12 protein-coding genes are annotated in these 22,420 nt (G+C 63.7%); 8 read left to right on the forward strand and 4 right to left on the reverse strand.

Features of this window, described 5'->3' with window-relative positions:
* The 6 genes from IAE77_RS20220 to IAE77_RS20245 all read left to right on the forward strand — a co-directional run.
* On the forward strand, positions 1–438 hold a 438-nt coding region (locus tag IAE77_RS20220), incomplete at its 5' end, for a TonB C-terminal domain-containing protein (RefSeq protein WP_294230663.1).
* Between the two features lie 21 nt (positions 439–459).
* On the forward strand, positions 460–2,400 hold the full coding sequence (locus tag IAE77_RS20225) for a putative porin (protein ID WP_294230668.1): 1,941 nt from the start codon (positions 460–462) through the stop codon (positions 2,398–2,400).
* Positions 2,401–2,402: 2 nt separating this feature from the next.
* Complete coding sequence (locus IAE77_RS20230; RefSeq protein WP_294230671.1) at positions 2,403–3,080, forward strand: hypothetical protein; 678 nt, start codon at positions 2,403–2,405, stop codon at positions 3,078–3,080.
* A gap of 1 nt (position 3,081) precedes the next feature.
* The gene (locus tag IAE77_RS20235) at positions 3,082–3,981 is read left to right on the forward strand and encodes a peptidylprolyl isomerase (RefSeq protein WP_294230674.1); all 900 of its coding nucleotides are present in this window, start codon (positions 3,082–3,084) and stop codon (positions 3,979–3,981) included.
* 8 nt (positions 3,982–3,989) lie between these two features.
* Complete coding sequence (locus IAE77_RS20240) at positions 3,990–15,725, forward strand: filamentous haemagglutinin family protein (RefSeq protein ID WP_294230800.1); 11,736 nt, start codon at positions 3,990–3,992, stop codon at positions 15,723–15,725.
* A 9-nt stretch (positions 15,726–15,734) separates the two neighbouring features.
* A complete protein-coding gene (locus tag IAE77_RS20245; protein WP_294230677.1) occupies positions 15,735–17,519 on the forward strand; it encodes a tetratricopeptide repeat protein in 1,785 nt (594 codons plus the stop codon).
* 15 nt (positions 17,520–17,534) lie between these two features.
* Here IAE77_RS20245 and IAE77_RS20250 read toward each other — a convergent pair whose 3' ends face one another.
* The 4 genes from IAE77_RS20250 to IAE77_RS20265 form a co-directional block, all read right to left on the reverse strand.
* Positions 17,535–18,671 (reverse strand): ATP-binding protein, encoded by a 1,137-nt coding sequence (locus IAE77_RS20250; protein ID WP_294230680.1) that lies wholly within the window; start codon positions 18,669–18,671, stop codon positions 17,535–17,537.
* Complete coding sequence (locus tag IAE77_RS20255) at positions 18,668–19,369, reverse strand: response regulator transcription factor (protein ID WP_294230684.1); 702 nt, start codon at positions 19,367–19,369, stop codon at positions 18,668–18,670. Before IAE77_RS20255 ends, IAE77_RS20250 begins: the two co-directional genes overlap by 4 nt.
* A gap of 147 nt (positions 19,370–19,516) precedes the next feature.
* Entirely contained in the window at positions 19,517–19,714 is a 198-nt protein-coding gene (locus IAE77_RS20260; protein WP_294230687.1) for a hypothetical protein, read from the reverse strand.
* A gap of 17 nt (positions 19,715–19,731) precedes the next feature.
* Entirely contained in the window at positions 19,732–20,190 is a 459-nt protein-coding gene (locus tag IAE77_RS20265; protein WP_294230690.1) for a hypothetical protein, read from the reverse strand.
* Positions 20,191–20,339: 149 nt separating this feature from the next.
* Here IAE77_RS20265 and IAE77_RS20270 point away from each other — a divergent pair, with 149 nt between their 5' ends.
* Together IAE77_RS20270 and IAE77_RS20275 are read left to right on the forward strand one after the other, a co-directional pair.
* Positions 20,340–21,530, forward strand: coding sequence for a zinc-dependent alcohol dehydrogenase (locus IAE77_RS20270; protein ID WP_294230693.1), 1,191 nt, complete (start codon positions 20,340–20,342; stop codon positions 21,528–21,530).
* Positions 21,531–21,553: 23 nt separating this feature from the next.
* Positions 21,554–22,393, forward strand: a complete 840-nt coding sequence (locus IAE77_RS20275; RefSeq protein ID WP_294230695.1) for an SDR family oxidoreductase — start codon at positions 21,554–21,556, stop codon at positions 22,391–22,393.
* The last annotated feature ends 27 nt before the right edge of the window (positions 22,394–22,420 follow it).

Genomic DNA, 22,420 nt, shown 5'->3' on the forward strand with positions numbered 1-22,420 from the left:
GAGATCGCCGAAAAGCCGGACGACAAGCCTGCCGATGAACCGAAGGACGAACCGCTCGGCACGGCGCTCACTGGTGGTGATGGCAGCAGCGGACTCGGTGTCGGCGGCGGTGGTGGTGGACGTGGCATGATCGGCGGCGGCAGTGGTCGTGGCGGCAGCAAATGGGGCTGGTATGCCGGCACCGTGCAGAACCGCATCGCTGATGCCCTGCGCAAGCATCCTCTGACCAAACGCGCCGGCTTCACCAACACGGTCAAGGTCTGGGCTGACAACACCGGGCGCATCAACCGTGTCAGGCTCGGCAGCAGCACGGGTGACCGTGCGCTCGACACCGCGATCGAAAACGAGGTGCTCAGCGGCCTCGTGCTCAATGAGCCGCCCCCGGACGACATGCCCATGCCCATCAATCTGCGGCTCACCGCCCGCAAATCGAACTGAGTTCTCCTTTTCACCGCTCCCATGCTCAAATCCTCCCAAGTCTGGCGCCGCCAGTTCGCCTGTTTCACCGCCTCATTGTGCGCCGCGATGCAGCCCGTGCTGCTTCATGCAGCGGAACCGGCCCTGCCCGGGCCGCTGCTGGCCGAAAACGCCCCTGCGGCCGCCCCCAGCACTGCGGAGCCTGGAGCAGTGACACAGGAGATCCCGCTTGATCCCGCACAGGCCTCCGCCGTGCTGCCGGACCCGGCCGGCGCGGCTCCGCAGCCGATTTTGGCCGCTCCATCGCAAAACGTGACGCTGAACCTGATCAACCGTCTCGTGCAGAAAGGCGTGCTGACACATTCGGAGGCGGCAGATTTGATCAAAGGCGCGGAGGAAGACGCCGCCTTCGCCAAAGCGCAGGCTCAGGCCCTGGCGGACACCCAGGCGGCCGTGGCGGCGCAGAACGCGATGCCGCCGGTCGAGCCCGACGCCGAGGAAGTGCGCGTCACTTACATTCCGGAGTCGGTGAAGGCCCAGATTCGCGACCAGTTGCGTACCGAGGTCTTCGCCCAGGCTCGTGCGCAGCAGTGGGCCGCTCCGAACTCCGCTCCCGAGTGGACGCAGCGCATCAAGATCTTCGGCGACATCCGCATGCGGCATGACAACTTCATGTTCGCGCCCGGAAACGACAACACAGGCGTGTTTCCGAACTTCAACGCCATCAACACCGGAGCTCCATTTGATGTCTCGGGCACGGTCTTCTCTCCGCAGCTCAATGTGGACCAGGATCGTGAGCGTACCCGTCTGCGCACGCGCATCGGCTTCGACATTGACCTGGAGGATGGCTTCACTGCCGGCATTCGCATGGCCACCGGCGCGAACAATTCGCCCATCTCCACCAATCAGACGCTCGGCTCTGCCAGCGCCGGGAGTGGCGGTCAGGGGGGCAACTTCTCGAAGTATGAACTGTGGCTCGACCGCGCCTTCATCAAGTACGAGGCCTCCTTCCTGGACCACGCCAATGTCACGATGCTGCTGGGCCGTTTCGACAATCCGTTCATGAACTCCAGCCAGATCATGTGGGACGAGGACGTCGGGCTGGACGGCATCGCCTTCAAGGTCAGCAACCAGTGGAAGCCTGGTTTCAAGGCGTTCCTCACCGGTGGCGCGTTCCCAGTGTTCAACAGCGACCTGAATTTCGCCTCGCACAACGCCGCCAAGTTTGAGAGCTACAACAAATATCTCTTCGCCGCTCAGTTCGGGGTCGAGTTCAAGATCACCGAGGACATCGAGGCGAAGATGAGTCTGGCCTATTACGACTGGAAGAACATTGAGGGCCGTCTGTCCGATCCCTTTGTGCCGCTGGACCCCACGGACGCTGGAAACACCGACAACAGCCGACCGCTCTTCGCGCAGAAGGGGAACACCTATCGTCCGATCCGCAACATCACGCCCACGGCGCTCAATGGTTTCGGCACCACCAACCAGTATCAGTACTTCGGTCTCGCCAGCGAGTTCCGCCAGATCGCGTGGGCTGGGAGGCTGGACTTCAACCAGTTCGAGCCGGTGCAGGTCTCGCTGCTGGGCGAGTATATCAAGAACCTGGCCTTTGACCAAAGTGCGATCAACGCCTTCGCGGTGAACAACCGTACGGGTGGCGGCGCGGGTGCTTTCGATGGCGGCGACACCGCTTGGTACATGGGAGTGAATGTCGGCAAGGCCATCACTGCCTTCGACAAACCGGGCGACTGGGCGTTGGGCATCGGCTACCGCCATGTGGAATCCGACGCGGTGATCGATGGTCTGAACGACTCCGTCTTCGGCGGCGGCGGCACCAACATGGAGGGCTACACGCTCAATGCCGCGCTGGCGCTCTCCAAACGCACTTGGATGCGCATGGCCTACATGAGCGCCTCCCAGATCGCCGGTCCGCAGCTCCAGACGGACGTCTTCCTCATCGACTTCAGCGCCAAGTTCTAACCATGAAACATCCCATCGCCCTGCTTACCCTTGTGACAGTTATTGCCGGCTCCCTTTGGGCCGCGGAGGAGGCCGATCCTGCCATGGCCGTGCTCAAACGCATGCGCGACCAGCTCCGCACTGTGATGATCCAGCAGCAGAAGACCGAGGCCGAACGCGCCACGCTGCAAGCCGCGAATGTGGAGCTGGAGGACAAGCTCAAGAGCCTGGACACGAAGTTCAAGACACTGGCCAAGGAAAGCAACGCACAGAAGGACGCGGATGCGAAGCTCATCGCCGAACTGAAGGAGAAGATCGCCGCCGAGGAGCAGCAGCGGCTGCGGCTGGAGGATTCCGTGGCGAAGTGGAAGGTGGCGCACCAGCAGATCACCGACGAGGCCCGCAAGATCGACGCGCAGCGCGCGGAGATGGCGGCCCGGGTCATCCTGCTGGACCGGAAGGTGGCTGATCATCAGCGCAAGAACGACGAGTTGTTCCGCATCGGCAGTGAAGTGCTTTCCAAGTATGAAAGCTTCGGCCTGGGAACCGCCATCGCCGCCCGCGAGCCCTTCACCCGCAATATGCGCGTGAAACTGGAGACGCTGGTGCAGGACTACTCCGACAAGCTGGTGGACGGCAAGATCAAGCCTGACGACGCGCCGAAGACTCCGGCCTCACCTCCAGCCAATGCCAAGCGCTGACATGATCGCATGTCACTCCATCCTGCGCTTCGCGCTGTTGCTCGCCTGGGTGCCTGCTTTGCAGGCGCAGGAGACAGATCGTGTCGTCGGCAGCATCGGTGACCTCGAATTGCGTCAAAGCGAGGTGGAGGCATCGCTCGCACGGCTGGATGGCGTGGAGAAGGAGGCGCTGGCGGGAGATCCCGCCACGCTCGGAAAGCTGGTGAGATCGATGTTGGTGCAGCGTCTGATCCTTCAGGAGGCGCTGGAGAAGCAATGGGACGTGGAGCCGTCCATCCAGCCGCTGCTCAAGAGCACCCGTGAGGCCGCGATCACGGACACCTACCTCAAGTCGTTGTGCAAACCGCCGGCCAGTTATCCGAGCGAGGCCGAATTGAAGGCCGCGTATGAAAGCAGCCGCGATGCCTTGACCGTTCCGCGTTCCTTCAGGCTGGCGCAGATCTTCATCGGGGAAGGATCGGGCGCTGAGAAGAAGCTGCAGACTTTGCGGCAGCGATTGGAGGACAATCCGGCCGCCTTTGGCGCCGTGGCCCGTGAAGTGAGCGAGGACAAGGAAAGCGCGTCGCGTGATGGCGAGATCGGCTGGCTTTCCGAGAAGCAGATCCAGCCGGAGATCCTCGCGCAACTGCCCAAGCTGCGCGTGAACGTCATTTCCGAACCCGTGCGGCTGAAGGACGGCTGGCACATCCTCAAGGTGCTCGACATGCGCGAGCCCTTCACCCCCATTTTTGACCAGGTGCGGCTGCAACTGGCCCGGCGTCTGCGGGCTGAGAAGACACGCGCCAGCATGCAGGCCTACATGACGGAAATGTTGCAAAAACACCCTGTGGCTGTGAACGAGGTGGCGCTGTCAAAGCTGCTTCACGAATCCCCGCCCGGGGATGCGGTCACCAAACCCTGATCCTCTTGATGAAGCGCTCTGATTTGTCTTCCAGCCTGTCCAGGCTGCCACTGTTCCACGTCGTGCTGGCGCATTTGCTGGTGCTGCTGATGCTTCTGACGCCCTGCACTCAGGCGGGCGACATCCTGCGTATGGGCGCGGCTGCCGGTGCCACTCCCGCCGCGGGAGGAACCCCTGCCACGCCCGACGCGGCTGCCATCAACACCGCCGCCGCGACGGCACAGGCACGCACCAACGCGCAGGACATGCTGGCGCGGAACACCATGGCGCTGCAGGCTGTCACGGCCATGCAGGAGGCGGCGCGTGCAGCCGCCGCCGGGTCGAACAATCTGGGGGCCAACCCGAACTTCCCGGGGCAAACGCTGCCCGATGTGCCGAATGGACTCGTCACAGGCGGCTTGGAACTCAACGGCATTCCGACCGGTGCCGCTTCTCCCCAGCAGTCGTTGGAAAACGCGCGTACCATCGTCAGCATCCAGCAGACGCAGCAGCAGGCGTTGCTGAACTGGAAGACATTCAATGTCGGCAGCAATACGGCCGTGCGTTTCGACCAGAGCGCCGGTGGCGAGGACGTGGGGAACTGGATCGCCTTCAACACGATCAACGATCCCTCCGGCAATCCGACGCAGATCCTCGGCTCCATTGAGGCCCAGGGCCAGGTTTATCTCATCAATCAGAACGGCATCATCTTTGGCGGCACCAGCACGGTGGACACACGCACGCTCGTGGCCTCGTCGCTGCCGATGAATGACAATCTCATCACCCGCGGCCTGCTGAACAATCCCGACTCGCAGTTCCTTTTCTCCGCCAACGCCCAGCCGGCGGGCACGAAGGGGCCGACACCGGCTTACACACCGCCGTCACCTCCCGCATCCGGCCGCATCGGCAATGTGACGGTGCAGGCCGGCGCCCGCATCACCGCGCCGACTTCCTCGGCCAATGTCGGCGGCCGCGTGGCGTTGATCGGACCGAATGTGACGAATGAGGGCACGATCAGCACGCCGGACGGCCAGACCATCCTCGCCGCAGGCATGGAGGTGGGTTTTGACGCGCACAGCTCGGACGATCCATCCCTGCGCGGGCTGGATGTGTATGTCGGCAGCGTTGGCACCTACGGCGGCACCGCGACCAATGCGGGACTGATCGAGGCGCCACGCGGCAGCATTGTCATCACCGGCAAAAACGTGAACCAGAACGGCTTCATCAACAGCACCACCTCGGCCGCTCTGAATGGTCGCGTCGATCTGTTGGCGAACTACAACGCGGTGCCGAACATTAACTTCAGCCCCACCGTGCCGGAGTTCGGCAAGCCTTTCGTTTATCAATCCGGTGTCTCGACCGGCATCGTCAGCACCGGAGCTGGGTCGGTGATCCAGATCCTGCCGGAGTATGAGAGCGCCTTGAAGGTCGTTGGCACGGAGCTGGCTTTGAAGTCCCAGATCAACATGCAGGGATTGGGCGTCCACCTCGGCATGGATTCGGTGGTTTATGCCCCGAATGCGGATGTGGCGCTCAGTGCCGGCGTGTGGGATGTGATTTTGACGCTCGGCCTGACCAACCAGGACTTCGCACATGCCTCCGGCCAGGTTTACTTCGACGAAGGGGCCGTGGTCAGCGTGGCTGGCTCCACCGCCATCGCTGCCAGCATTGATCAATACATCCTGGAGGTCACTTTGCGTGCCGCGGAGCTGGCGGACTCGGCCTTGCAGCGCAATGGCATCCTGCGGGGGCAGACCGTCACCGTCGATCTGCGCGAGCACGGCACACGCAGCGATGGCACGGAATGGGTGGGCACCCCGCTGGCGGATCTCACGGGTTATCTCGGCGTGATCGAGCGCAACGTGGGCCAGCTCACCGTCGCCGGCGGCACGGTCAGCATCGCTGCTGGTGAATCGGTCGTGATGCAGGCTGGCGCGAAAGTGGACGTTTCCGGCGGTTACCAGGATTACGATGCCGGTTTTGTGCAGACCTCGCGTTTGATCCATGAAGGCAACCTCGTGGACATCGCGGACGCGCGCGCGGACATCGTTTATGACGGCATCTACACGCCGGACAGCTCTTCAACGGATCCACGTTGGGCGACTACCTCGGGTTCGTCGTCGTTGTTTGCTGCCGCAGGTCATCATGAGGCCGCGCACAGCGTGGGCGCGAACGGCGGCGGCATCATGCTGGCGGCTGCGTCCATGGCGCTGGATGGCAGCCTCGTGGGCAACACGGTCACCGGACCGCAGCAGATCGAATCGGCGCCGACGCCTTCCAGTTTATCGATCTACTTTCGAGCGCAGCAGTTGAGCCGTGCGCCGCTGGAACTGCCGTTTTACTCGCCAAAACCGCCGGAACTTGAGTTTGGCGCATCCTCCACGCTTCCTGCGGCCGCTGCCTTCGCCCTCGATGGCAGCGGAGTCCCGCTGGCGTTGCGTGCGGAACGGCAGGATGCCGTGGTGCTTTCTCCCACGCTGCTCTCGACGCAGGGTTTCGGCTCCCTGCTCGTGGACAACAGCGACGGAAACATCACCGTGCCTGCGGGATTCATGCTGGAGGCTCCGCTCACCGGCTCGGTGACGCTTCGCGGCGCGAATGTGACGATTGAAGGCGGAATCGTGGCCCCGGGCGGAACGATTGACCTCATCGCCTACAATGTCTCGCCTTACACCACGGCAATGCTGAAGGCCCAAGGCCCTGGAGCCGTGATTCCAACGGTGAATCCGCTGCGCGGTCGCGTGACTGTGGGTTCCTCGGCCATCTTGAGCACGGCGGGCATCATCGTGGATGACCGTCTCGGCTCCACCACACGCGGCTTGGTGCCGCTGGATGTGCTCTATCAAAACACGGACGGTTCCAGCCGTTACGCGCTCACCACCCAGGGTGGCGGCATCAGCATCGATGCCTTCATCACGGAGATCACGACGGGCGGCCTGCTGGATGTGTCTGGCGGATTCCACATCGACGAAAATGCGGATGTCATTTACGCCGACGCCGGTTCACTGACCTTGAAGGGCGGGCACGATCCGGCATTCACCTCATTGTTGGGCGGGCATCTCTCGCTGGGCGGCACCTTGACCGGCCTTTCAGGCGCGAGCGGTGGCAATCTCACACTGCAAGCGCCCGTGATCCAGTTCGGCGGCACGGCGGTGCATGCGGACGCGCTGCTGTTGCAGCCGGAGTTCTTCAGCCTCGGCGGCTTTGACTCGTTTCATCTGACCGGCCTCGGCATTGATGTGACTTCCGGCGGAGTTGAGAGTTTCCTGCCGGGCGTTCTGGTCAGCGCCGGAAGCTCCATCCGCCCGCAGGTTCTCAGCCTGCAGGCCATCGTGGACCCGCAGGGCGGGCCGGATTCGCTCACAGTGAGCACCCTTTTGAAGCCTGAGGGCTACCGTCCGGCCGCGTCGCTGCTGTTTGAGGCGCCCGGTGTCCGCGATGTGATCACTCAGGTGCTGAAGATCCGGGGCCGCATCGAGACGCAGTCAGGCTCCTCCATCGAAACCGATGCGCTCGGCTCCGTCGCATTCGACGGCCAGACGATCGAGCTGTTTGGCAGTGTCCTCGCGCCTGGCGGCAGTTTGAGCGTGTCCGGCGATCTGCATTATCCGCGGGACAGCGATCCCACCGCGGGCCAGGTCACCGTCCATCTCGGCACTGGCAGCCGGCTTTCGACCGCAGGCAAGGTGGTGCTCCTGGCAGACGCGTTCGGCCTGCGCACCGGCCACGTTTATGACGGCGGTTCCATCGTGATCGAAGGAAACATCGTCGCCGACTCAGGCAGCGTGCTCGATGTCTCAGGAACCACCGGAGTGCTCGATTTGCTGCCTCCGCAGGCAGGCACGGCCGATGTGTTCACGGCGGGCTTGTATTCCGCTGCTCTGTTCCCCGGAACCGGTGTGACGCGGCCGGTGCAGGAGGCGCAGCCGGTCGCCACGCAGATCGACAGCGCGGGCGGTTCCATCACGCTGCATGGGGGCGACTTGCTGTTCAGCAATGCCACGCTGCAAGGCGGGGCAGGGGGCGCCACTGCCGCCGGCGGCACAGTGACCGTCAGCTCCGACCGGTTCATCCTGCGCGGAAGCGATGACAACGACAAGGACCTCTCACTCATGGTGGCGCAGGACATGGCCATGTTCACACAGCCGGTGTTCGCGGGTGGCCAGGTGCTCGGCAGCACGCTGGTGAACTCATCCGGCGGAGCGATCCAGAGCATCGGCTATTTCGGCATGAACTCCTTCACCAGCGGCGGTTTCGACTCGCTCAATCTCAAGGGAAATGTCCAGTTTGTCGGTCCTGTGGATGTCGCGGCGGCCGGATACTTGAAGATCGCCGATGGCGGCGTGCTTTCCGCCGACTCGCTCGTGCGGCTGGAGGCCTCGTATGTGTCCCTTGGCACGCCACTGGCCGCACCGACTCGTGACGAGGAGCTGCTGAATCCCTTTTTCATCACCACGAGCGTGGGACTCTTTGCCAGCAACTTCAGTCCGACGCATGGCGGCGGACGGCTCGAAGTCACGGCCGATTTGATCGAGACCGGCTTCCTTTCGCTGCAAAACATCGGCCAGGCCGCGCTCACCGCACGTCAGGAGCTGCGCGGCAGCGGCTACTTTGACATCGCTGGCGATCTGACCCTTACCGCAGGCCAGATCTATCCAGTCACAGCCTCCACCTTCACCATCACGGCCTACGACTACACCGTCAGCGGCAATCTGACGCGCGGGTCGGTCACCATCACGTCCTCCGGACAGACCCCGGAGCTGCCTTTGTCCGGCGGCGGGCGTCTGAGCATCTACGCATCGAACATCATTCAAGGGGGCACCCTGCGTGCACCGCTGGGCACCATCACGCTCGGCTGGGATGGCAGCGGTACGGCTCCCAAAGGACTCGTGACGAACACAGCCGTGCCGGTGGCGCAGCAGATCACCCTGCAAAGCGGCAGCACCACCTCCGTGAGTGCCATTGATCCCCAAACCGGGGCAGGAGTGCGCATTCCATATGGCATCCTCAAAGACGGCACGAACTGGATCGATCCCACCGGCTTCGACATCACCAGCATCGGCGCTCCTGACAAGTCGATCAAACTCGGCGCGAACAGCGTCGTCACGGAGGCTGGCTCCAGCATCGACATCCGTGGTGGTGGCGAGCTCTATGGTTACCGCTGGGTGGAAGGCAATGGCGGCACCAGCGACATCCTCGACACCGATGGCAGCTTTGCCATCCTGCCCGCCTACGCTTCGTCCTTCGCGCCCTTCGCTCCGTTTGCCAGTTCCGGTCTGTTTGTCGAAAACCTCGGCGGTGATGCCGGTTATGCGAACGACACGCTGTCGGTAGGAGACCGCATCTTCCTGAAGGCGGCTCCCGGAGTGGCTGAAGGCGTTTACACCTTGCTGCCGGCACGTTACGCGCTGCTGCCGGGTGCCATGCTGGTCACGCCTGACAGCTCCGGCATCATCACCTCCGCTCAGGTGAAGCCAGGTGGTGCGGTGCTGGCGAGCGGTTATCGTTTCAACAGCCTGAACCCCGATGTCACGGGCCGTTTGTACCAGCAGTTTGAGGTGGCTCCGCTCAGCGTCGTCAAAGCGCGGGCGGAATACGTCGATTTCACCGCTGATGTCTTCCTTCCTGCGGCTCAAACCGCTTTGAGCCTGCCTGTGGCGCTCACTTCCAAGGATGCTGGCTATGTGCTGTTCGACGCGCAGCAGTCGATGCAACTGCTCGGAAGCCTGACCGCCGGTGCAGCGGCCGGGCGTGGCGGCCGCGTGGATGTGAGCAGCCCGCTGGACATCGTCATCGCCGCGCCCGGGGCGCCTGCACAGCCTGGGAAGCTCGTTTTGGACGCCACGCTGCTGAATGGCTGGCAGGCGGAAAGCCTCCTCATCGGCGGAGTGCGCACACAGGGCGCTGGCAGTTCCAGCATTGCCGTTCGCACCACCAATTTGACGCTGGACAACGCAGGTGCGCCACTGACGGGTCGCGACATCGTCCTGGCCGCCAGCGGCACGCTCACCCTCGCGGATGGAGCGGAAATCCGCCAGACGGAGGCGCAAGCCGCAGCCGATGCGTTCCTCCTCAGCGGCAATGGCACGCTGGTGCGCGTGAGTGGTGTCGCGTCCGCGCAGACTTCACGATCCGGTGTGACGGCCTCCGGCCTGCCGCAGCTCGTCATCGGCGCTGAAGCAGTGGTTTCTGGTGTCAGCATCACGCTCGACTCATCGAACGCGACCAGCTTGAATCCGGAGGCGGTCTTGGATGCGGACGCAAAAGCAGTGAATTTGAACAGCGGACGCCTCAGCATCCAGCTCGACAGTCCGGGCGCTCTCCAGCCTGACGCAGGTCTCGTGCTCAGTGGCGACATCCTGGACGCTTTGAGGCTCACGGAATCGCTGTCGTTGCTCAGCTACACGGCGCTCGATCTGTATGGCACCGGGAGTTTCGACTCGGCTGGCACGCTGGCTTTGAGCGCGGGGGAGATTCGCGGCTTCAACAACGGCGGTGGATCGGTGAGCATCACCGCTGCAGACGCTCTGCTGCTCAGCAACAGCGCCAATGGCTCGGTGGTCGGCCCGGTGGCGGCCCTTTCGGGCAGTCTGAGCCTGGTGGCTCCCACCATCACGATCGGTCAAAACGCACTCGTGGTGGAGCAGTTCGCCTCTGTGGCGCTCACAGCCTCCCACGGCATCGCCATGCAGGGTTCGGGTTCCTTCCGGGCGCAGGGTGATTTGAGCGCGGTGACGCCCTTTTTCATCGCTTCAGGCAATGCCACGCAGACTTTCGCCGCGGCGGGCAGCCTGACTTTGTTCCGCCCCGGCGGAGCGCAAAACACGCCGGTGACGATGGGACTGGGCGCCCAGGTGACCTTCGAAGGGGCCAGCGTCTTCGCCAACACCAGCATCCTGCTGCCCAGCGGCGTCATTTCGATGCGGGCGACGAACGGGAACCTGGTGGTCGATGGCCTGCTCGACGCAGGCGGCGCCACGCGGACGTTTTTTGACACGGTGCGCCATACAGATGCCGGACAAGTGTCCCTGACCGCTGATGCGGGTGACGTCATGCTTTCTTCTGACAGCATCATCAATCTGGCCGCCATGGCTGGCGGTGGTGACGCGGGACTGCTCGTGCTGAACGCAGCCGGAAACCTCAACTTGAGCGGCACGCTGCTGGGCCAGGCCGGAACAGGCGGTGAAACGGCCTCGGCACGGATCGATGTCGGCACGCTGGCCTCTTTTGACGCTCTCAATGACATCTTGAACGCGGGTTCCTTCACCCAGTCACGCGACATGCGCGTCCGCAGCGGCAGCGTCACGATCAATGGCGTCGTGAACGCGCATCGCTTCCTGCTCGGCGTCGATCAGGGCTCCATCACCGTGAATGGAACAGTGAATGCCTCCGGACAGACGGGCGGTCGCATCGATCTGATCGCCAATGGCGACGTCACACTGAATTCGGGCTCGTTGCTCACCGTGGCAGGCCAGGAATTCGACAACGCGGGCAAAGGCGGCGCGATCTGGATCGAGTCCGGCTCCCAGCGCAATGGCGTGGCCGGCACGGGCAGGGTGAACATCGCTAGCGGTTCCACTCTGAATCTGTCGGTGGCCGAAAAAGTCGCCGGTGGCGTGGATGTGATCGGTTCCAGCGCCTTCCGCGGCCAGTTCAGCGGCAAGGTTCACCTCCGTGCGCCGCAGAACGGCACGTTCACCGATCTGCTCGTCGATCCGATCGCCGGCACCTTCATCGATCCATCCAGTGTGGAGATCGAGGGCTACCGTCTCTACAGCTTCAACCAGGCGAATGTCATCATCCGTGCCGGAACCACGGCGATCACCAATGAAACGATCACGACGACGACGCTGAACACCGACGCCAGCAGTTTCTTCGGTGCTGGGAACGTGAACTACAACAGCATGATGTCTCGGCTGCTGGCAGGGAACGCCGCGCTGCAAAGCGTGTCCGTGCTGCAACCCGGCATGGAGATCGTGAATCAGGGCGGGAACATCGTGCTGGGCTCCACGACGTCCGGCGCTGGTGCTGACTGGAACCTGGCCACCTTCCGCTATGGTCCGAACAGCGCCGCGGGCATGCTGACGCTGCGTGCCGCAGGGAATCTGGAGTTCTATAACACTCTGAGCGATGGTTTCACGCCAGCGGGCGGCAATGCGGTGGAGAGCATGTGGGTGGCCACCCTGACGGCCCGCAACAACGCCCTGCCAGTCAATTCGCAGAGCTGGTCCTATCATCTGTCTGCGGGATCGGATCTCGCAGCGGTCAATTTCCGCGAAGTCATGCTCATGGCCGGACTGGGAGGCAGCAGCGGCTCGTTGTTGCTCGGCAAGAATGCCGGGCAGGCCGTGCCTTCCAGCGCGGGCGTGAATTCCTCGCCGGGCGCTGATGCCCTCACACGGCTGGCGATCAATCCAGACAATGGCACCAATGCCGCGACGACGTCGAACCGCTTCCAGGTCATCCGCACAGGCACGGGGGACATCGAGATCGCCGCCGGTCGTGACGTGCAGTTGCTCAACCCGTTCGCCACGATCTACACCGCCGGCACGGCTGTGACCAGCATCACATCCATCTTCACCGCGAGTGACTTTGTGCGGCCGATCGTGACACCTTCCACGAATTCGTTCCCCGCCCAGGGTGTTCTCGGGGCGATCCAGCAGCTCTACGCCGCGCAATACAGCATGGCGGGCGGCAATGTGGCGGTGACCGCGCAGCAGGACATCATTCATTACACGCGTGACTCGGGCAACAACCTCGTCATCGACTCCCAGCGCCAGCTTCCCAACAACTGGCTGATGCGTCGTGGCTATGTGAACGCCGACGGTGACTATGGTGCCATCGTGGTGTCCGCCGGTGGCATCCGCCGCATCAACGACGCGGCTGCCTCGACCACGTGGTGGATTGATTTCAGCAACTTCTTCGATGGAGTGGCCGCCCTGGGCGGAGGCAACGTGGATCTCAACGCGGGACGTGACGTGCAGAACGTGAGCGCTCATGCGCCGACGAACGCGCGTGCCGCCCGCGGGAGCCCAGGTGCGGACTCCTTGCTGGAGCACGGCGGCGGTGATGTGACGGTGACGGCGGGGCGCAACATCGACGGCGGAGTCTATTACGTGGAGCGTGGCAACGCGGAGCTGTCCGCCCGGAACGAGATCACCACGAACTCCACGCGCTCGCCGTCCCTGGGCAGGCTTTCACCGGCTCCGGTGATCTACGCGGAGCAGACCTGGCTGCCGACCACCTTTTTCCTGGGCCGGGGAAGCCTCGACATCAGCGCGGGAGGTGATGCGCTGATCGGGCCGGTGGCGAACACGATGCTGCTGCCACAGGGCTTGAACAACAAGCACTGGTACAAGACCTACTTCTCCACCTACTCGACCGACGCCAGTGTGAGTGTCGTCTCGCTCGGTGGCGACGTGACTTTCCGCCAGTCGGCGGTGATTCCCAACGCTGTGGCGCCTGAAGGCATGCTGAACCTGTGGATGAAGGAGGTGCTGCTGCTGACTTCGAATTCGGCGTCGTCCTACCAGCCCTGGCTGCGCCTGGTGGAGACGAGCGTGGATCCCTTTGCCACGCTGAGCACCCTGATGCCTGCCTCGCTGCAGGCGACCGCGTTCGCCGGGGATGTGAATGTGGTGGGCAGGCTGAATCTGTCTCCGTCACCGACGGGGAACCTGGAAATCGTCGCCAGCGGGTCCGTCAACGGCCTTCTGCCCGCCGGTGTGTCGTCCACGCTCGTGCCGGGCCGGCAGACGACGGTGTGGGTGTCGTCGAGCATCAATCTTTCCGACGCCAGCCCGTCAGCCCTTCCAGCGGCGCTGACGCCGTTCGCCTACCACTCGGTCTTTTTCGACGCGGCCGTGCCCATCAACAACAACGCGGCACGCCTCACCGACGCATTGTTCATGCAGGGCCTCGATCTGCTGTTCGCCGAATCAGGATCGACAGCGGGCACTTACGCTTCGTTGCAGGTGAAGCAGGGGCTGCATGCGTCTGGTCTGCTGCATGCGAATGACGCACGGCCTGTGATGGTGAGCGCCTCGGGTGGCGACATTTCGGGCCTGACCTTGTTCTCGCCAAAGCAGACGTCCATTCTGGCCAGTCGGGACATCACGGATGTGGCCTTCTATCTCCAGAATCTGCGTGCTAGTGATGTCTCCGTGGTGTCCAGCGGCCGCGACATCATCGCTTACAACGCGAACTCACCTTCACGCACGGCTGCAGCGCTGAGCGGCAACCAGCCGGCCTTTGGCGAGACGCCGAAATCAGGTGACATCCAGATCAGCGGTCCGGGAACGCTTCAGGTGCTGGCGGGACGTGACCTGAACCTGGGCACCGGCTCGAACAACGCGGACGGCACTGGCGTGGGCATCACCAGCATCGGCAACGGGCGGAACCCGAACCTGCCGTTTGCCGGGGCGGACATCGTCGTCGCCGCAGGTCTGGGCGGCGTCGCCTCCGGTCTGGGCAGTTCGAATGCGAAGTTCGCCGATTTCATCTACGCCATCCAGTATGCGCAGGGGGTGCTCACGGGAAGCCCGACCGCGCCGAAGTATGAGCTCGATGGTCGTCGTTACCTCGCGGAACTGGCCGCGATGCTGCAGTCCAACGGCCTGCGCGGCCTGCCGACCAGCATTTTGTTCACTGACGGCGATCCCTCAGCGCCTGTCGTGACTCTCAACTCTGGAACCATCAGCGTTGGAACTCCTGAGCCCGGAGCCACGCTGCTGCCGAACTCGATCAATCTGGATGATCCGGCGCTCACACCGGCCCAGCGTGATCAGCTTGCGCTGTCGCTCTTCTTCCTCGCCCTTCGAGATGCCGGCCGTGATCGCAACAATCCCGACAGTCCGGATGTGAACACCTATCGTGCGGGTTACGAGGCCATTCAGACGATGTTCACGGTGCCGGATCTGGTCAGCCCGGGCGGCGACAAGGAAGGCATCGAGCGACTCATGGATCGTGATCGTCCTATCGACGGCTATGTTTTCGACGGCGACATCACGACCCAGGCTCGTGACATCCGCACGAAGAGCGGCGGCAGCATCAGCATCCTGGCACCCGGCGGCGGTCTCGAACTGGCTGCCACGTTGATTGGCGAGACGCTCGCGCCTCCAGGCATCATCACCGAGTCCGGCGGAAACATCTCCATCTTCGCCGACCAGGATGTCAGCATCGGCATCGCGCGAATCTTCACGCTGCGGGGTGGCGACATCAACATCTGGTCCACCGTGGGCGACATCGCGGCGGGTTCATCGTCCAAGACGGTGCAGTCGGCCCCGCCCACCCGCGTGATCATCGATCCGCAGAGCGCCAGCGTCGCCACGGACCTGGCAGGTCTCGCCACGGGCGGCGGCATCGGCGTTCTGGCCACGGTCGCAGGCATCGCACCGGGCAATGTCGATCTCATCGCGCCCATCGGTGCCGTGGATGCGGGTGATGCGGGCATCCGTGCGACTGGAAACCTGAACATCGCCGCTGCGATCGTGCTGAACGCGGCCAACATCGTCGCCGGTGGCAGCAGCGCCGGCACTCCGACGGCTGCCGCTGCTGCCGCTCCGAGCATGAGCGCGGTTTCCAGCGCCGGATCCAGCGCTGCGGCGGCCACCACGGCCACCAATGCCGCGCAACAGAACAGCCAGCAGCAGACGGCGTCCGGCACGGGCGACGAACTGCCCTCCGTCATCACCGTCGAAGTCCTCGGCTACGGTGGTGGCAGCGGTGATGACGACGAGCGCCGCCGCAACCGCCCCGGGGAGTGATCACGACCTATGTCCTTCGATTTCGATCCAGATTCCAATCAGAAGCCCGTGGTGGCCGATGTCCCTCCGCCGAAGGAGCAGATCGGCACCTTCGCCGTCTTCGCGCTCGTCACTTTCGGCCTGCTGGCGCTGGCGTGGTTCGCATGGACACCGCTGAGCACGGCCATGCGTGCCGCCATGGCTCGAACTGACACACGCAGGGCGCTGGAGGCCGTGACGGCGAAGGACTGGCCGCTCGCCGCGAAACTGCTGACGGAGGCCAACCGCCGTGCACCTGGAGATCCTGAGGTGCTGCGTGGCTTGATCGAGTTTCACAAGGCCACCGGCTCCGATCCCGCCGGCCTGGCGCAACGGCTGAAGACGCTGGATGAGATCCAGCCGCTCAACTCCGCCGAGAGATTGCTGCTGGCAGAGGCACTCATCGCCACCGGCAAGCTGCCGGAAGCACGCGAAGTGCTGGACCAGGTGCCGCAGGAGGCGGATGTGAATGCGCGGCGTCTGGAGTTGCTGGCCGCCGTGTTGAAGGCGGAGGGGCATACCCAGCAGGCCCAGCTGGTGGCGCGTCACTCCTTGAACGGCAGGACGGATGATCCGCAGGTGCGGCTCCAGGCGAGCCAGGAAAACATGCGCAGCACCTTTCCGGAAGTCCGCCAGCAGGCCCGGGGCCAGCTTTGGGACACGGCCCGGCTGAAGACCGAGGTGGCGCTTCCTGCCATCGAGTCATTGATCAAAGACCCGGCGCTCACCGCCGCCCAGGCCACCGAGCTGCTCGAACTCGCCCAGAATCATCCATTGAAGCCTCGCAGCCTCACCTTGGCCGCTGTCTCCGTGCTGATGCGTCTCAAGCCGGACCAGCGTCCGGCGCTCGTGCGGGAGCAGGTGAGACGTTTGACCGAGGAAGGGGAGGGCACCCGCGAGGAAACCGCCTTGTGGCTGATGCGCGAGCGTGAATACGATGAGCTGCGCCGCCTCGTGCCGGCATCACTCGCGGTGAAATCGCGCGAGCTGTATCCCATCCTCATGCAGACCCTGGCGCAGCAGCAGCGCTGGCAGGAGCTGGAGGAGTTCCTCACCGCTCCCAATCCACCGGTGGATCGCGGCCTCGTCACGCTGGCATTGGCGGAGGTGAAAGCCCACCGCGAGCCGGACAAACGTGAGGCGCGCCTGTTGATTGACCGCACCATCGAAGCGGCGAAGGTGGAGGGCAATCTGGCGGTCCTGCGCGGAGCTGCTGCCGTTGCGGAAAAGCACCACCTCGCCGATTCGGCCGCCGCGGGTTATCAGGCGGCGGCGGAAAAGGCGGTGGCATCAGGACAGGTGAACGACGCGGTGTCCGACCTGCAAAAGGCCGCCACGCTGGCTCTTGCGGCGAAGAACACGGGCCTGCTCCTGGCGATCTTCCGCCAACTGCACGAACTCCGTCCCAGCAGCACCGCCTTCGCCGAGGAGTTCGTCTATCTCCGGCTGGTCCTCGGCGTGGAGATCGAGACGGTGGACCTGAAAAGCCTCGGTGCAGGCAGCCAGGCGGCCACGGAGGCTGAGATGACCATGGATCGCATGCCAACGGACTTGTTGCACGCGCTGGCGGCCTATCGCCTGGGTGACCCGGCTGCGATGCGGCAGCACGTGGCCGGTTTGCAGGACACGTCCCGCCTTCCCGCCGGACAGAGGGCGGTGGCGGCCGGATTGCTGTCGCTGGTGGGCAAGGCAGACCGCGCCTTCCAGATCGCCGAGAAAGTCCCCGGCGGCCTCCTGCTGGATGAGGAGCTCGTGTTCCTGAAGAAGGCGCTGTGAAGCGAAAACTGCGGCTCAATCCGGCAGCGGCAGACGAATCGTGAACGTGGTGCGGACGCCGGGGGTGCTTTCCAGCTCGATGGAGCCGCCGTGGGCCTCCACGGCTCGTTTGACGATGGAGAGGCCCAGTCCGGTGCCGCGAATCTCCTGGGAGTGATCTTTGGCGCAGCGATAGAAGCGTTTGAAGACGAATGCCACGTCCTCGGCGGCGATTCCCACGCCGTCGTCTTCCACGGTGAGGATGCACTCATGCCGAGTCCAATGGCCGGTGATGCCGATGCGCAGGCCGGTGCGTGGATTCTCCTTCAACGCGTTTTCGATGAGGTTCGTGAAGATCTGGTCCCAGTAAAAGCGGTCGCCATGCATGAGGCCGCCGTCGGGCGGGAAATGCAGCGTGATCGCCGGCTGCCTCTGCTCGATCAGCGGGGTGAGGTGTTCCAGCACGTCCTCCACGCAGCCGCGCACGAGGAAGGGCTCGGGCCGCAACTGGGAATCCGGCCCTTCCAGGCGTGAGATGGTCAGCATGTCGTCGATCAGCCGCATCATGCGGCGGCTGTGTTTCTCCATGACGTCCAGGCAGCGCAGGAGGGAGGCCGGGTTTTTGATCAGGCCGCCTTTCAGCGTCTCAATGTAGCCGTGGATGAGGGAGAGCGGCGTGCGCAGCTCGTGGCCGGCATTGGTGACGAAGTCCTGCCGGATGCGTTCGGTCACGATGCGTTCGGTGGTGTCCTCCACCATCACCCAGAGGCCGGAGCGCACGTCTTCATGCCAGGGCGAGACGACCACGCGGTAAAAATGCTCGTGATGACCGTCGGTCGGGTGCTCGCTGGTGAAGCGCAGCTCTCCCTCGACGCGTTCTTGTTTCTGCCGTGCCTCGACCATGAGATCACCCACGATCTTGAGCCCCTGACGGGCGGTGAACGTCTGACCGACCACGAGACGCAGCGGCAGAAACAGCACGCTCATGGCGAGGTTCACGTGGGTGATGACGTCTTCCTCGTCCACCACCAGGATGCCCTGAGGGGTCTCATCCAGGAGGGTGGAGAACACATGGCAGTCGTCTCCCAGGCACAATGAGGCGGCTGCTCCTGCGGCCCGTGTTCGCGTGGCTGTTTCCAGACGAGGGTCTTCTGCCGTGGCCGTCTCGATCATGCGTTCTCCAGCGTGCTCCCGGCATGAGTTCGGAAAAAGTAGCCCTGGCGGCGCAATGTGCCGATGTGCCGTCCGTGATCGCCCAGCTTGTCGCGCAGGCGCTTGATGTGGGTGTCCAGCGTGCGGGAATGCGTGTCGTCGGCGTAGCCCCACACGGCGCTGAGCAGCTCGGCGCGGGAGTGGATCACGTCGGGATTGGCCATCAGCGTGGTGATGAGCTTCAGCTCGGTGATCGTGAGCTCCACCAGGCGGCCATTGATGGACAGGGACATGTTTTTGCGGTCGAGCAGGAAGTCACCGAGACGCTGCTCGGCCACCATGACGACCTTCTGCGTGCGCCGGAGCACGGCACCGATGCGCAGCATGAGCTCGCGGGGGCTGAAGGGCTTGGTGAGGTAGTCATCGGCACCGCTTTCCAGGCCGGCGATGCGGTCGTTCGTCTGCGCCCGGGCGGTGAGCATGATGACGGGAATGTGACGTGTCCGTGTGTCCGCCCGCAGGCGGCGGTGCACCTGCACGCCGTCGATTCCGGGCAGCATGATGTCCAGCACGATGAGATCGGGCGAGTGCTGCACTGCCGCAGGCAGCACGGCCAGCCCGTTTCCCGCCGAGACCACCTCGTGGCCTTCTCGTTGGAGATGAAGGCTCACGAGATCGACAATATCCTTCTCGTCATCGACTACCAAGATTCTGCTCATGATCGGGAGGCCTTGATTGTGACGGCATTGACGCATCAATGCCAAAGGCTCCCTTGTTACGATCTTGTCGCACTCGTCACGGTGGTTCTCATTGTGACGTTTTCGTGACGCTGCCTCCAGCGTCCGTGATTGCAGGGCGTGCGCCTGTCACCCGCGTGGCGGATGCTGGCGCACCCCTTTGCAAAAGGCCGCGCCGATGACGCAGAGGCCGCCGATGATGAAGCCGATGCCGACAGGGGTGACGACATTGACCGGGATCATCGCCAGACCGGCGATGATCAGCACGATTCCGGCGGCCATCCACGTGCTGGATGGCCGCTTGGATGAATGAACGAAGGGTTGCATGGGGAAATGAGTGGATGTCAGGCCACCGCGGCCTTCCAGGCGCTGTCCGGTTCGACGGATGAGTTCGATGATTGCGAGGCGAGCTGGTTGAAGTCGCCACGCACGGCTTTGAGGGCGAATTTTTCCTCGTCGATCTCCTTCTGCGTCCGCACGCCACGGCGGCGGAGGATGGGCACCGGCGGGCACCAGCCCTGCACGGCATGCTGGAAGAGGAAAGGCAGCACCAGGCAGGGAATGGCGAAGAACTTGCGGTTCACGAACAGGCCGCACAGCACACCGGTGAAGGCGAGCGCCGAGGCGTTCATCTCCAGCCAGCGTTCGATGTCCCATTCGCGGTCAAGTTTGTGGATGCGGGCGGAAATCTGCGTTTCCGACTCGTTGGAAGCGTCCAGAACTCGCTGTCTGGCCTCTTCGTGGATGCGTTGGTTGATGCGGTCGCAGGTATGCGCCTGCACGCGGTCAGGTGGAAGGTTCATGTCTGGAGAACGCGGCTGCGCGGCCTGTGGGATTCGGAGACAGGGCTGAGCTCCCCATCCGGCGGCTTTTTCAACCGCTGTTTCAGGCCGGTTCACGGCCGCAGGATCGGGGCACGGCCGCACTGATCCGGTGCGGCGATAGTTTCCATATGAAAGCCGCCGTTTGTTACCACCGCCCGGGAAAGATTGTTGTCGAAGACGTGCCTGATCCGCGGCTGGAGGAGCGGGAGGATGTGATCGTGAAGGTGACTGCCACCGCGATCTGCGGCTCCGACCTGCACATTTACAACGGCTACCTGCCCGATTTGAAGCCCTTCATCGTCGGCCACGAGTTCATGGGCATCGTGGAGGAGACCGGTCCCGGTGTGACGAAGCTGAAAAAGGGCGACCGTGTCATCGTGCCGTTTCCGATCGCCTGCGGACGCTGCTTCTTCTGCGATCATGGCCTGCCGGTGCACTGCGAGCACTCCAATCCGGCCAGATACGGGCCTGAGGGGGCGCTGCTGCATGACAAAGGCGGCGGTCTGTTCGGCTACACCGGGATGTACGGCGGTTACGATGGCGGTCAGGCGGAGTATGTGAGGGTGCCGTATGCGAACAATGGCCCGCGCAAAATCTCATCCGAACTGGCGGATGACCAGGTGCTGTTCCTGACGGACATTTTTCCGACGGGCTTCACCGCCGTGCAATGGGGCGCGGTCAAAGGCGGAGAAACGGTGGCCGTGTTTGGCTGCGGTCCCGTGGGCCTGATGGCGCAAAAGGTCGCCTGGGCACGTGGCGCCAAGCGCGTGATCGCCATCGACCTGCAGGACTACCGGCTGGCGATGGCGCGGAACGTCTGCCTGTCGGAGACGATCAATCTCGCGCAGCAGGATCCGGTGGAGGCGATCCGTGAGGCGACCGACGGGCGTGGCGCGGACGTGTGCATCGATGCCGTGGGCCAGGAGGCCGAGCACAGCATGTGGGAACGCGTCGCCAACGTGCTGCACCTCCAGGTGGGCAGCCTCAATGCCCTGCGCATGTGCCTGAGCGCGGTGCGGCGTGGCGGAGTGGTGAGCGTGGTCGGCGTGTATGGCGTGCCGTATGACAACTTCCCGCTGGGGCAGATTTTTGACAAAGGCCTGACACTGAGATTCGGCCAGGCACCGGTGCAGTCCTGCGTGGATGACCTCATCGAGTGGGTCGAGAACAAGCGTGTGCGTCTGGACGACATCATCACCCACCGTCTGCCATTGTCGGCGGCCGCGCACGGCTATGACATCTTCAACCGCAAGCAGGACGGCTGCGTGAAGGTGGTGATGTATCCGCATCAAAGGGCCGCCATCGACCCCGTCGTCTAAACCTCCATCCGCGCCTTTTCATCATGAATCCCTCCATCGCACTCATCACCGGCGCCTCCAGCGGCATCGGACTTCACCTGGCACACCAGTTTGCCGCCCATGGTCATCGTGTCATCCTCGTGGCACCCGTGCTCGCCGAGCTCGAACGCATCGAGAAGGATCTTACCGACACCTATTTGACGGAGGCCTTCAGCATCGCCGCCGATCTGGAGCAGCCGGACTCCGCGCAACGCGTCTTCGATGAGGTGAGGGCGCTGAACTTCGACGTGGACATCCTCGTGAACAACGCCGGGCACGGCTTCCGGGGCAAGTTCTGGGAGATTCCGATCGAAAAGGACCTCTCCATCGTGCGGCTGAACATCGAGGCGGTGCTCAGGCTCACGAAGCTCTTCCTCCCGCCGATGCTGGAACGCCGGCAGGGCCACATCCTCAACACGGCCTCGGTGGCCGGCTTCGAGCCCGGGCCGTTGCTCAACGTGTATCATGCCAGCAAGGCCTTCGTGCTGTCCTGGAGCGAGGCGCTGGCGACGGAGCTCAAAGGCAGCGGGGTTTCAGTCACCGCCCTGTGTCCCGGACCCACAGACACGGATTTCTTCCCGAAGGCAGGCATGGAAGGGGTGCGTGGCTTCCAGCAGAACGTGATGGCGCCGCAGGACGTGGCCAAGGCCGGTTACGACGGCATGGTGAACAAGGAACTCTTCGTCGTGCCGGGTGCGATGAACAAGGCGCTGGTGGCCGCCCGTCGTGTGCTCTCCGAATCAGCGCAGGCCGCCATGAACGAGAAATTCTACGAGGAAGTGCCGCCCGACCAGAGAAAGCGCAAACGCGGTGATCTCGAATTCGCCACGGCGGAGAAGCTGTAGCGATTCATCCACGGACGTTTTGCCGGC

Source organism: Prosthecobacter sp. (genome assembly GCF_014879935.1).
In the GTDB taxonomy this organism is placed as follows: Bacteria; Verrucomicrobiota; Verrucomicrobiia; order Verrucomicrobiales; family Verrucomicrobiaceae; genus Prosthecobacter.